Source organism: Pedobacter jeongneungensis (assembly GCF_039538295.1).
Classification (GTDB): domain Bacteria; phylum Bacteroidota; class Bacteroidia; order Sphingobacteriales; family Sphingobacteriaceae; genus Pedobacter; species Pedobacter jeongneungensis.
This window is the reverse complement of the sequence record NZ_BAABBY010000001.1, coordinates 243,055-257,113: the sequence shown is the minus strand read 5'-3', so window position 1 is coordinate 257,113 and position 14,059 is coordinate 243,055. Positions and strand designations below refer to the sequence as shown.

Genomic DNA, 14,059 nt, shown 5'->3' with positions numbered 1-14,059 from the left:
TTTTTCTATTTCTACCAGCCAGGATTTTGGATCAAGGCGGTGTTTTTTGCAATCTCTGAGGCCAGCATCGGGAACAGGCCGTAATTGGCCGGGAAATGATGTTCGCGCACATCTACATATTCGTAGTTATAGGTATTGCCTGTTTTGGTAATCTTCACCCCTCTGATCGGTTTTTCAAAATCCACAGCGGCGGTTTTCCATCTTCTGGCATCCCACATCCGGTGTTCTTCCATAAATAATTCTACATCGCGCTCTTTTTGAATAATGGCACGCATTTCTTCCTGCGTTGCACCGGCTTTAATGCCGTAATTCCCATCAGTTCCTGCGGTAATTCCTGCACGCTCCCTGATTTTCCTCAAAGCAGCATAAACCTCTTCAACCGGTCCGCTGTATTCATTAAGCGCTTCGGCATAATTTAACAGGATTTCGCCATATCTGATCAAGCCCCAGCAACGCTCGCCATTTCCGGTAGAGTTTTCTAGAAGATATTTACGGGGGAAATAACCTGTATTGAATCCAAGCGGACCACTAACCGCATCAGTAGTACCAGAACCTACATAAGTATATACCGGTGCTGCATTATTGCCACTTAAAATCCATGGTGAGCCGTTATAAATTACAGAGTTGGCAAAACGTGGATCGCGGTTCGCGTATGGATTTGCCGGATCGTATAAAGAACCAGGTTCGTTAATGGCTTTTCCATTGATCATAGGGAATTTATCTACCGTTTGCTGACTTACAGTAAAGGCATAACCGCCGGATCTGCTTTGAGGCAACAAAAAGCTTTCGAACTCGCGCTGTGCACCCCGCATTGCGGCAAACAGGTATTCGCTGTTAACCCGCATCTGAAAAACCTTATAAAAACCATATCCTGGTCTGTTGGTTGGTCCATTATCTACATATAAAGAATAACTATCGGTATTGATGATATCAAGGGCGGCGTCTGCAGCTTTTTTCCAACGTTCTTTATCGTAAGCGTTGTAACCGGTAAGCTCATGTAATTCGCCTGAGGGGGCAAGCTGACCGCCATTAAACAATGGGCTTGCAGCATATAACAGCACCCTCGATTTTAACCCCATGCAGGCTCCCTGGGTAATGCGCCCATAATTTTGCGGCAAAATGGTGGCACTGGTAGGCAGATCTGCTTTGGCAGCCTCGCATTCAGAAACAATGTAATTTACACAGTCCTGGTAGGTTGATCTTTTTAAGCTAAAATCTTCAGTAATATCATAAACCTTATCGCCCAGCAAAGGTACACCTCCAAAAGCCCTGATCAACAGGAAATAATACCATGCCCTCAGGTACCTTGCTTCTGCAATCATGCCTTTTTTCGTTGCTGCACTCAATGGTGCTCCCCCGATATTCTGCAACAGTACATTTACCCTTCTGATATTCTGATAGGGTACCGACCACATATTGATAAAATCGGAATTGGTTGAGCTTTTTGATATCAAACCAAAGGCAATCACTACGGCAGAGTTTTGGGTGCCATTGTAACGGCCGGCAACACCTTCATCAGCTGCACCCGAATGGCCGCCTGCATCAAGGTATTGTATATCATACTGAAAACCTACCTGCTGATAAATACGGGTTAAAAATGCCTGCGTATTGATGCTATCGGCAAAGGTTGTCTCTTCATTCAGGGTAGTCAGGGTACTCTCATCCAATAACCCACCTTTTTTGCAGGAATAGGTTACCACCATGAAAGCGAGTATGGCTATGATTGAAATTTTCTTTTTCATGATCATTTTAATTAAAATGTAACATTTAAACCAAGATTATAAATGCGTTGTGTTGGGTACACACTAATTACGGTAGTGGTACTGTTCCCGTTTTCAGGGTCAACCTGGTACAGGTCGGTTACGTTTGTCCAGGTGAGCAGGTTATTGCCATTGGCATATACCCTGATTGCGGAAAGGCGTAACTTTTTAGCCAGTGAATTAGGAAACAGGTAACTGATTTCTGCCGTTTTTAAGCGTACATAATAATTGTTCCTGGTCCAGAAATCAGAGAAATTGTTTGTTGCGTTAGGGAAATTGGTAACAGCATTACCACCCAATCTGGGAAATATGGCAGTAGCTGCAGTCTCGGGTGTCCAACGTTGTAAATGGATGGGCTGATAATTTGAGTTACCCGGTGTAATGGTTTCGGAGTGAAAACGGGTGCTGTAGCCATAAGAACCCTGGAAAAATACATTCAGGTAAAAGTTTTTATAACCAAAGTTAAAGTTTGCACCATAAGTGGTATTCGGCAGGTTTGGCTTACCAATTACCCCTTTATCGGTATCATCAATAATGCCGTCGTCATTTAAATCCTGATATTTCATATCGCCAGGCCCTACGGCAGTTGTAGGTTTAGCCACTTTTGGATCAGCAATTTCTGCCGCGGTGTAAAAACCTAAAAAGTGCCATCCGAAATACTGCCCGATAGGGTTGCCTGTTGCCGCTAACCAGGGGTAGGCAGGCTGCGCCTCATCCTGAAAAAGGATTTTATTTTTGGCATATGAGAACGTTAACCTCACTCCGGCAGAAAAATCGTTTATTTTTTCGTTATAACTTACCTCACCATCAAAACCCCTGTTGTTTACCTTACCGAGGTTAACCGGAGGCAAACCTACACCAATAGTATATGGAACGCTTTGCCGGGTTGTTAAAATATCGTAACGGTTGTTATTAAAATAATCGGCGGTTATTTTAAGTTTTCCTTTAAACATATTCAGGTCGAAACCTACGTCGAGTTTTTTCTCTTTCTCCCAGGTTACATCTAAATTGCCTAAACTGCCCTCGGTAATGCCATTATACGAAGTGCTGGTTGTACCGAAGTTATACGAGCCTGTGGCCGAAGTGTACAACTGGAGGTATTTTTTGGCTCCGCCAATATCATCCGATCCTACCAGACCATAAGAGGCCCTGATTTTAAACAAATCGACAAACTTGACATTATCAGAGAAAAATTTCTCTTCAGAAATATTCCAGCCAATGGATGCAGCAGGGAACCAGCCCCTGGTTTTTGTTCCTGTAAACCTGTCGGTGCCATTATAAGCCGCATTAAACTCTACTAAATACTTGTTTTTATAATCATATCCTCCTCTTAAGGTAGTTCCGGTAACTACCGTTGGTACACCCGGACCTTGATTGGCATCGGCAGTGGTGGTAGAATTGATCACCCGGTTATCATTGTATAATGCCAGTGCATATACATGATGGTCACCAAAATTGCGGTCGTAGTTTAAAGAAGATTGGGTACTTATGGTACGAAAAATACTGGTATTGCTATAACCTGCCGAAAAAGGCGGGGTACGGTATTGTGTTGCATTTAATGGCAGGTATAGTCCTGTGGCCGAGTTATAAAGATAATATGGCAAGGCGGTTCTGCTGGCACTTACAGTATAGCTTTGGGCACTTGCGTACGACAATAATACTTTAGCGGTTAAGCCTGGAGTGACAAAATCAAGTTTCTGACTAGCACTCGAAACAATATTCAGGTCGTTATCAAAAGTTCTGGAATAACCCGACTCTGCCAAACGACCAATTATACTGGTATTGGCATTGGTTAACAAGGGGTTATATGGATAGGAACCATTCGGATTGGTAACCGGGAAAGCCCAGGGTGGTAAATAACCTCCACTGTAAATTTCGCCAACGATACCGTTTCCGTTTGCATAATAAGCATTACCCTGCTGGGAGTTGTATGGTTGGTTGGTTTCGCCAAAACGGCCTGTTAAATCTAAACGGATGCTTAATGTTTTGGTTGCCTGAATATCTAAATTAGACCTAAAATTATAACGTTTGTAATAAAAATTACTGTTTACGCCATTATCCGAGCTAAAATCGCGCACGTTACCGTTTTGCCATAAATAACCGGCAGAAACGAAATATTTAACACTCTCGGTACCGCCCTGAAAATCGAGGTTTTGGCGGGTAATCATTGCCCCTGGTTTAAAAATGGTTTTCCACCAATCGATATCCGGGTGACCATAGGGATCGGTATGATCTCTGTAGGCCGCCAGATCGGCATCTGAGGCATAAGCTTTATTGGTTAAATCGCCAGAATTCCTGAGGGCTTCATTATTCAATAATTTTGCTTCGTATGAATTGAGGAATTCGGGTGTATTCACATCCATCTGATAACCCGCTTCCGATTTCAGGTTGATACGTGGCTTACCAGCTAAGCCCCTTTTAGTGGTGATTACCAAAACCCCGTTAGCCCCTTTGATGCCATAAACCGCTGTGGTTGAAGCATCTTTTAAAATGGTAACGGTTTCTACCTCATTGGGGTCGATGTCTGAAACCTGATTATAATCGTATTCCACATCGTCAACAATAATTAATGGTGATGCGCTGCCGGCATAAGTACTTACCCCGCGGATAAAGAAAGCCGCTCCGTCTGCACCAGGCTGACCGCTTCTTTGTTGTGAGGTAAAACCCGGTAACCTGCCTGCCAACGTATTCTGGATGCTTGCACTGGGGTTTTGTTTAATCTCTGTGGCAGAAATAGAACTGATAGCACCTGTATTAGTAATTTTCTTCTGTTTACCAAAACCAACCACCAAAACCTCATCTAAACCTTTAGTATCAGGCTTTAAATTGATCAATACGGCTGTTTTTCCGGCTACATTTACTTCTTGTGTTAAGTAACCGATCGATTTAATGATGAGGACTTTCGAAGTTCCTTTTAAACTGAACTGAAACCTGCCCTCGCCATCGCTTACGGTACCGTTATTGGTTAATCCTTTTTCTACAACGGTAGCACCGGGTATCGGGCCTGAATCGTCTACTATGGTTCCTCTTATAATCGTTTGCGCCAAAGAAATGCCGGGCAACAGGGTTAAAAGGATTAATAATTTATATAATATTTTTTGCATAACATGTATGGTTATCATTTAACAATTTTAAAATCTCCAATTACCAGCCCGGATTTTGTGTTAGGTTTCTGTTTTTGTTTACCTCGCTTGCGGCAATTGGGTAACGATACATTTTAGAAGCATCGAACGATACATTAAGCGCATTGGTTCTGGTATAGGAGAATGTGCCATTTGCATTTTTAATAATCTGCATGCCATGTAAAGTGCCGTTCAATACGTTTTCTGCTATTTTCCACCGGCGGATATCCCAAAAACGCTGTTCTTCAAAGGCCATCTCTACCCTGCGTTCGTGCCTGATGGCTTCCCGCATTTCGGCCTGGCTCATGGTGGTTTTTAAACCATACTGATAACCTGCTGTGCTGCCTATGGCGATGCCTGCCCTTAACCTTATCGCTTTTAGCTGGTTAAAAGCTTCGGTCCTGTTTACAGCATTATCTGCTGCTTCGTTCATGGCTTCTGCATAATTGAGCAGAATTTCGGCATACCTGAAAATTGGAAAATTGTGCGTTTGGTTACTGTAAACAGTGGCAGTTTCGAAAGTTTCGTTTAAGAATTTACGCATATAATAACCGGTACGGGTTTGCACGTTTACCGCACTGCCCGGTTTATCAAGTCCGCCATCATAAGTCTGAACGATTCTATTCAGCCATTTTGAGTTGTTGTAGAAAATAGTCCTGTAAAACCTCGGATCTCTTCCGGCATAGGGGTCAGCAGCATTATAGCCTGATGCAGGATCGCTGATTGCCCTGCCATTGGCCATATCAAAAGCATCAACCAGCTCCTGCGTTGGACTGGTATAGCCAGAGCCTGATGCATTGGTAGCAGTATAACCCACCGGTGCATTCCTGGTTTCGAGATCAAAAGTTACTCCACGCTGATAGGCCAAAATGACCTCCGTATTTTTTCTGGTATTAAAAACAGAAGTATAGGCCGCTGTTAACGAAAATATATTCAGGCTCATTACATCTTTAGCGGCCTGTGCGGCTGAAGCCCATTTGGTTAAATCGTTGTTTGGATTATTCAGCGGACTGGCATCGTACAATAAAACCCTTGCTTTTAAGGCAAGTGCTACTCCCTGGGTCATCCTGCCATAATCCTCATCTGCAGCCAGCGAATTATCTGGCCTTGCAATGGTTTTTAGGGCATCGCATTCATCCACAATATATTTCAGGCAATCTGCATAGCTATTTCTGGGTAACTGAATATCATCATTTACGCCTAAAACCCTATCACCCATTAAAGGTACACCGCCAAACCGTTTAATCAGCTCGAAATAAGCTATTGCCCTCAGTATTCTGGCTTCTGCTTTCCAGTACACTTTTAATCCTTTCTGGTTTAAAGGCACCACATCGATATTAGCCAGAAAAATATTAACCTTTCTGATGGTCTTATAATTATTGTCCCACGAATTGTCTACCGGGCTAACAGCAGAAATGCGGCCGTTTACAAAATATTCTATCGTACTCGCAGGCGATGAGCTGATCGCATCGTCAGAGGCTGCATCAAGCACATCGTTGCCGATCCTGTTGTATCCGTTCGGCAGGTAAGAGTAGATATCGGCCAGAAAGGTTTTGGCCTGTACGCCCAACGAATCTGTTTTATCGAAAACATAGGTAATATCCTGACTGATCGGTTCGGTTTCGTATAATGGTTTTTTACATGCCGAAAAACCTACAATGGTGATTGCTAAAACACCAGCTATTTCTTTTATCTTAATTTTCATATTGCCCGACCTTAAAATTTAACATTTAAACCTGCGTTAACTACCCTTTGCAGCGGATAACCACTTCCGTAAACTTCAGGGTCTACCCTATCATAAGCCGAAAAAGTAACTGCATTTACAGCGTTTACGAAGAAGCGGATAGATGCCAGTTTTAATTTATTGGTTAGCAGTTTTGGCAAAGTATAACCCAGCTCTACATTTTTTAAGCGTACATAACTGCCATTGTGTAACCAGTAAGAAGAGGTAGCCTCGTTGTTTGGATTTGAACCTATGGTTAAACGGGGCTGCGTTGCAGTGGCCGCTGTGGCGGGTGTCCACCGGCCGAGATTCTGTTCATAAGCCTGCCCTAAACCATTGTTCTGAAAGGCCCATTCGGTTGAACCCGACACGTAGATATACCGGTTTTGTACCCCTTGCAACAGCGCTGAAAAATCGAAACCTTTATAGCTGAAGCCTAAATTAACGCCATAAAACCAGATTGGATTATTGTTTTTAAGCGCCTGTATGTCAAGTTCATTTATAATACCATCGTTGTTTAAATCTTTGTATTTAATATCGCCGGGAACAGGTGTATAACCCTGAATTTTTGCACTGGAGTTAATCTCAGCCTGGTTTTGAAAAAGTCCCTCGGCTATATATCCAAAAGTCTGGTCTTCGCGTTGTCCTGTTCTAACCATCCATGGGTATGGTCTGTCGATCTCATCCTGGTATTGAATAATTTTTTGCAGCGAAAAAACATTTGGCGCAATGTAATAGTTAAAGTTGCCGATGTTGTTGCTGTACCTTAAATCGAATTCCAATCCCGAATACCGGTTAATGCCTATGTTTTCCGGAGGGTAAGCGATGCCTAAAAGTGCCGAATTTCTTCCCCTGGTTTGTACCAGATCGAAGTTTTCATTATTGAAATAATCAGCCGCAACAGATAATTTGTTATTAAACAGGCTTGCATCTATACCAAAGTTATATTGGTTGGCTTTTTCCCAGGTAATGTTAGGGTTGGCCAATGTACCTTCAGTTGTACCGGCAATTGCTGTTGGTGTAGTACCATAATTGTAAGTACCACCCGTTATATAATACTGATTGTAGGCGAAATAACCAGGATTTGCATTGCCTGTATAAGCATAGTTAGCCCGCACTTTAAGTGCACTTAACCATTTTGTATCTTTTAAAAAATCTTCTTTAGCAATGTTCCAGCCTAAACCGAAACCGTAAAAGAAACCATAGCGATTGCCTTTTTCATATCGGTTTAAACCACTATAACTTAAAGCTGCCTCTGCAAGGTATTTTTCTTTAAAATTATAATTTACCCTTCCCGATAAATTATTGTAGATCATCGGAACCTGATTGGCTGTTTGTGCACTTTGCGAATTAAATTTCAGTAATGCACTAATGCTGTGATTGCCATAGGTTTTATCCAGGCCTGTAGAAAAATCTACAAATAAATTTCGGCTCTGCCCGGTATTGGTAGAAAGATTAACCTGCTGCCCGTCTACACCAAATTTCTGGTACACATCTGGGTTGGTGCCGGCGAGTTTAAAAACCGCATATTGTTTGGTGCGGATAATATTTTCCGACACACTGGTATTAAAACTTGCCAATGCTTTTACCCATAAACCTTTAGTCAGGTTATCGAGTGTTTTACGTAAAGAGATATCAGCAGAAACATCGCGTGTGCTGTTGTAAAAATAACCAGATTGCGTTGTTGCAGCCCATAAATTGGTTTGATAATCGGAGCTGCCAGCTAACGAACCATTAGGATTAAAAACAGGATAGGCATTGTTTGGCGTAGCAGCCAGTTGCGAAAAGATATTATTACTACCAAAATTAGATAAAGTTGTACCTGTAGTAAAAATTGCACTGTTGGCACCTGCACCACCCGGTTGGTTTCCATTTTGGATACGACCGAACAAATTGAGGTTTAATAAAGTAGTTGGTGTAATATCAATATCGATATTGGTGCGCACGAGGTACCTTTTATAATCGGTATTGGTACTGTAAGGGTTTTTATTATCATCTTGTTTAAGAATACCGCTCTGGTTAAGGTAATCTACATCAAGAAAATAGCGGGTGGAGTTACCCCCTCCATAAGTATTTAAGTTATACCTGCTGAAAAGTGTATTTGGTTTCAGGATGGTGCTGTACCAGTCTACATCAGGATGAAATACAGGATCTGACCCGGTGGCCCATGCGTTTAGATCGGCGGCCGTGTAGCGTGGTGCCTTGCCATCATTAGCCAGGGCCTCATTATATAAAGTAGCATAATTAAAAGCATCCAGAGGCTTTGGCAATTTCACTGCCGATTGCAATCCCGCCTGTGCGGTTAACGAAATGCGCTGTTTTCCTACCTCACCTTTCCGCGTGGTAATCATTACAACACCGTTAGAAGATTGCTGTCCAAGCATTACAGCAGATAAACCATCTTTTAAAATGGTTACTGATTCTATTTCTTCGGGATCGATAGAGGAATAATCTCTCGGTATACCATTTACCAAAACCAGTGGCACATTGCCCCTTACAGTTATACTTGTACCATCGGCACCTGGCCTGCCATTACTCTGTAAGGTATATAAGCCCGCAAGCCTGCCCGATAAGGCATTGTTTATACCCGCTACAGGCACTTTTATTAAATCGTTGTTGTAAACCGTAGCAGTTGATTGGAGTTTGGTTACGGTAGATTGCTCTCCGTAAAGGATAGGCACAGCAACCTGTCTTTTTTGGTTTTCGACTAAACTCACATTTAACAGCGCCTGTTTAACCTCAACTTCTTGTATCAGATAACCATTAAGCGTAAAGATTAGCACATCGCCTTCAACTGCACTAATTTTATACTTCCCGTTTTTATCGGTAGAAGTGTTGGTACCGGTTTCTTTAATTGAAACCTTTACACCAAATAAGGGGTTTCCGAAGTTATCGGTTACAGTTCCTGTTACTTCCAACCGATGGTTTTTAGTAAATCCGGTTTTACCTGTTACATGGCTTTTGACTCGTATTGCATTTGCATTGGCCAGATTTGGGCACACCGCATATACGGTTAACGAAAAAAGCATCAATTGCTTAAAGTAAGTTTTCCTCATATAGTTATAGTTTGTTGGTACGTTGCTCGTTACCTGCCTAAAAAAATGATAGCTCATTTTATTATAGGTGAATCAGTTTTTGGTTATTATATATTTGGTTATTGTTTGCATTTTAGTTGTAAATGCATAAGGCCAAATCTATTTAGAAGAGAAAAAACAGAGGGGGTAAAATCCTAAGTAAATGGGGTGAAAATTCTAAATAAAGGCATAAAACAACATTAAAAAGGGAATAAACAGGCAGATAATTGTTAAAATTGCCAGCGCTAAAGGCATCTTCTTTTTATAATGGAAACATTTTGTACTTTTAATTGATAAAAGCTAGCCATCCTTCATTTTACACCAACATGAAATCCCTGTTTACATGTACATTAGTTTTTTTTATCACTTTATGTCATGCCCAGAACAAATACACTTTTAAACACCTCAATGTAGAAAACGGGCTTTCTCAAAGTTCTGTATTATCAATTGCCCAGGATGGTAAAGGTTTTATGTGGTTTGGTACCCGCTTTGGCTTAAACAAATACGACTCGCAATCTTTTAAAGTATATAACCACCAAAACGGCAACCCAAAAAGCCTCAGCTTTTCCTCCTATCTATCAACAATTTTAGCTTTAAAAGATGGCACATTGCTAATTGGCACATCGCAGGGCCTTAATAAATACAATGAAGCCGGCGATGATTTTGACTGTTATAAGCATAACGATAACGCCTCTAACAGCATTAGCGCCTCTGCAATAAACTGCATTTTTCAGGATAAACAAAACCGTGTTTGGATTGGTACCAGCAATGGCCTGAACCTTCTCAACCAAAAAGAGAGATATACATTTAAACGTTTTTTTTATCAGAAAAAGCAGCCTCTGAAAATTTATACCATTGCCGAAGATCATTCCGGTGCGTTGTGGCTGAGTACTTCTAACGGCTTAATGCACATGGTTTTTAAAAATGGTGAAAGCTACCTGACTTATTTTAAGCAATTTAGTGAGGCGCTTAACAGTGCGATTGATAACCACATTACCAGCATGGCAGAAGACCGTGAAAACAACCTGTGGATCGCCACCAAACAAACTGGTATAAGTAAACTAAACCTGAGTACCAGGAACATTACCAATTACAGATACTCAAGCCTAAATCCAAAGGGAATAAGCAGCAATAACATCCGGAAAATTATACTCGACCGGGAAGGAAAACTATGGATCGGAAGTTTACACGGCATTAATATTTACGATCCTGCTACCAAAAGCTTCAGCACTTTACAAAATGAACCTGAAAACCCTTCCAGTTTAAGTCAGAACTCTGTTTACGATATTTATCAGGACCGGCAGGGAATCATTTGGATAGGCACCTATTACGGCGCCATCAACATGGTTTATCCTAATTATACGCCTTTTAAAGTTTACCGGAGCACTACCGCCGCAAATGGTTTAAGCAGCAACGTAATCAGTTCGATTATGGAAGATCAGAATCAAAATCTGTGGATTGGTACGGAGGGCGAGGGACTGAATTATTACGACAGGAAAAACAATACCTTTATCCGTTACAAATACAACCCCAACAACCCCAAGAGCTTAAGTGCAAACCTGGTTAAAGCTGTAATAAGAGATAAAAAAAACAGGATTTGGGTGGGTACCCATTATGGAGGATTAAATCTTTTTCAACCTGAAACCAAGACTTTTGTAAGGTACAACAGCAGTAAAAACGACACCTCATCACTAAGTAGCGACGAAATTACTTCCGTTTTTGAAGACAGTTATGGCCGGTTTTGGGTAGGCACCAATGGTGGCCTTAATACTTTTAATGCAACAACCGGAAAATTTATCCGCAACCGCTTAAACGGGCTTTCTGATGCTGTACTTAATATATTCGAGGATACTAAAAGAAGCCTCTGGGTGGCCACCAATTCCGGACTTTACCAGCTAAAAAAAGATTCGTCCAGGTTTATTGGTCGCGTGGCCGCAGCGCCGGAAATTTTAAAATACAATGAGGTGAGCTGTTTAACGGAAGATAAAGATGGGTATTTACTCATCGGGACGCTGCGTAATGGACTCTTTAAACTTGATGCAGCACATCACCGCTATATCAGGATTACTGCTGCAGATGGCTTACCCAGCAACAACATTATGGGAATTTTAGAAGACGATTTCCGGAACCTGTGGATTACAACCGACAAAGGTTTGTGCAAGTATAACCCGAAACAGAAAACCTTTAAAACCTACAATACCAAAGACGGTTTGCCGGGTAATGAATTTAATTATAAATCGTTCCTGAAAGACAGCAAGGGAGCTTTTTTCTTTGGAGGATTAAGTGGAATGGTGAGCTTTTACCCAAACGAAATTAAAGAAAATAAAAACACCCCTCCCGTTATATTTACCGGGTTAAAGCTGTTTAATAAGACTGTAAATTTAAGCGATCAGGGTGGACCGCTTAAACAGAACATCAGCACCCTCAAATCAATCACATTTTCATCCGATCAAAATGTATTTGCTATCGATTTCACGTTGTTAAACTTTATAAAAGCAGATAAAAATCATTATGCCTACAAGCTTGATGGCTTTGAAAAAAACTGGAACTATGTAGACATTCCTTCTGCCAGTTATACCAATCTTTCTCCCGGAAATTATACCCTGATGGTTAAAGGCACCAATAATGACGGGCTTTGGACTAATACCACCAGTACGATACAGATTAAGGTATTACCACCGTTTTACAGAACCTGGTGGGCATATCTCATCTATTTCGGTGTTTTTGCTGGCATATCAATCGTATTTGTACGCTATTTACTGATCAGGGCCGTGCTCAAAACCGAAAAAGAAGTTAACGAACATAAACTTGAGTTTTTCACCAATATTTCGCACGAAATCCGTACGCCTTTAACGCTGATTGTTGGTCCGCTGGATAAACTGATTGAAAATGCAAAAGACGATCCCGCCCTGAACAGAGACCTGCAGCCCATTAAAAACAATGCCGATCGTTTAATGAACCTTGTTACCGAACTGCTTGATTTTAGAAAAGCAGAAAGTGGAAAAATGACTTTACATGTAAGTCCGGGGGATATTGTTAAATTCTGCAGGGAAATATTTCTCGCCTTTCAGAACATGGCGATCTCCAAAAATATTGATTATGTTTTCGAAACCACGCCACCCGAATTTGAGCTTTATTTCGATAAGGTACAAATGGAAAAAGTATTGTTTAACTTATTATCAAATGCATTTAAGTTTACCCCTACTCACGGAAAAATAAGTTTAAAAATCTACCAGGAAAATCAAAACATTAACATCCTGATCTGCGATAATGGAAAAGGGATCCCTCTTGAAAACCAGGCCAGCCTGTTTACCAATTTTTACCAGGCCAATGCAAACTCAACCATAGGTACAGGTTTAGGGTTATCCCTATCGAAAAGTATTGTAGAACTGCACCATGGTGAAATCACTTTTAGCAGTACACCCCAAAACGAAAAAACATTTGGTGCCACCTGCTTTACGGTAAGTTTAAAAACCGGAAAAGCGCATTTTAACAGTACTGATTTAATCTCCGATTATGTTTACTACGACGATGCAGCCAATTACAGTACACCTGCAACACCTGCCGAAAACTTAAAAGAAGAAAACATTATAGCACTACCAGTTGCAGAGAAAGAGAGAAAAAGCATTTTATTGGTTGAAGATAATGAAGATGTAAGGGCTTTTATTAAAAATGCGCTGAAAGATCAATACAGCATTTATGAAAGTGAAAACGGCGCTACCGGTTTAGCCTGTGCACTGGAACTCATCCCTGATCTGATTATCAGTGATGTGATGATGCCGGTAATGGATGGCCTTGAGTTATGCCGCAAATTGAAAACAGATGAAAGTACGAGTCATATCCCGGTTGTATTATTAACCGCCCGATCGGCTTATGTACATCAGATTAACGGTTTTGAAAATGGCGCCGATGCCTACATCATGAAACCTTTTAATCTAAAAATCCTGGAACTTAATATCCAGAACCTTTTAACCGCCCGCGAAACCCTTAAACAAAAATTTGCGCAGGTAATTACATTAGAACCTAAAAACCTGGTAATTAACACCACCGAGCAAAATTTCCTGAATAAAATTATACAGGTAATTGAAGACCGTATCGCTGATCCAGATTTTGATGTACCTGCCCTGGCTTCGGCAATTGGCATGAGTCAGCCTGTGTTGTATAAAAAAATCAGGGCATTGACTGATCTTTCTGTAAACGATTTTATTAAATCGCTCAGGATAAAAAGGGCGGCACAGCTGCTTAAACAGGGTTCAGGTAATATTGCCGAAATTGCTTATGCTGTAGGTTTTAGCGATAGAAAATACTTTAGCTCGGAGTTTAAAAAGCACTTTGGTAAAACACCAAGTGAGTTTATGGGTGATAGCTGATAATGAATTT

The 14,059-nt window shown here is 41.2% G+C and carries 5 protein-coding genes; 1 reads left to right on the top strand and 4 read right to left on the bottom strand.

What is annotated here, in order from left to right; genetic code table 11:
• Positions 1–11 precede the first annotated feature (11 nt).
• The 4 genes from ABD769_RS01160 to ABD769_RS01145 are packed head-to-tail and all read right to left on the bottom strand — an operon-like array spanning position 12 to position 9,661.
• Entirely contained in the window at positions 12–1,742 is a 1,731-nt protein-coding gene (locus tag ABD769_RS01160; protein WP_344848603.1) for a RagB/SusD family nutrient uptake outer membrane protein, read from the bottom strand.
• Between the two features lie 11 nt (positions 1,743–1,753).
• Positions 1,754–4,864, bottom strand: coding sequence for a SusC/RagA family TonB-linked outer membrane protein (locus ABD769_RS01155; RefSeq protein ID WP_344848600.1), 3,111 nt, complete (start codon positions 4,862–4,864; stop codon positions 1,754–1,756).
• 40 nt (positions 4,865–4,904) lie between these two features.
• Positions 4,905–6,587: a RagB/SusD family nutrient uptake outer membrane protein gene (locus ABD769_RS01150; protein ID WP_344848597.1), complete on the bottom strand. Its 1,683-nt coding sequence runs from the start codon at positions 6,585–6,587 to the stop codon at positions 4,905–4,907.
• Positions 6,588–6,598: 11 nt separating this feature from the next.
• Positions 6,599–9,661 (bottom strand): SusC/RagA family TonB-linked outer membrane protein, encoded by a 3,063-nt coding sequence (locus ABD769_RS01145; protein WP_344848594.1) that lies wholly within the window; start codon positions 9,659–9,661, stop codon positions 6,599–6,601.
• A 344-nt stretch (positions 9,662–10,005) separates the two neighbouring features.
• Between ABD769_RS01145 and ABD769_RS01140 the strand changes: the two genes are divergently transcribed.
• Positions 10,006–14,049 carry a hybrid sensor histidine kinase/response regulator transcription factor gene (locus ABD769_RS01140; RefSeq protein WP_344848591.1) on the top strand — a complete coding sequence of 1,348 codons (4,044 nt, stop codon included), beginning with the start codon at positions 10,006–10,008 and terminating at the stop codon, positions 14,047–14,049.
• Positions 14,050–14,059 lie beyond the last annotated feature (10 nt).

What these genes read in the sequence shown, in the direction of transcription:
- ABD769_RS01150 (WP_344848597.1), bottom strand. Translation starts at nt 6,587, where the DNA reads ATGAAAATTAAGATAAAAGAAATAGCTGGTGTTTTAGCAATCACCATT.
- ABD769_RS01140 (WP_344848591.1), top strand. Translation starts at nt 10,006, where the DNA reads ATGAAATCCCTGTTTACATGTACATTAGTTTTTTTTATCACTTTATGT.
- ABD769_RS01160 (WP_344848603.1), bottom strand. Translation starts at nt 1,742, where the DNA reads ATGAAAAAGAAAATTTCAATCATAGCCATACTCGCTTTCATGGTGGTA.
- ABD769_RS01155 (WP_344848600.1), bottom strand. Translation starts at nt 4,864, where the DNA reads ATGCAAAAAATATTATATAAATTATTAATCCTTTTAACCCTGTTGCCC.
- ABD769_RS01145 (WP_344848594.1), bottom strand. Translation starts at nt 9,661, where the DNA reads ATGAGGAAAACTTACTTTAAGCAATTGATGCTTTTTTCGTTAACCGTA.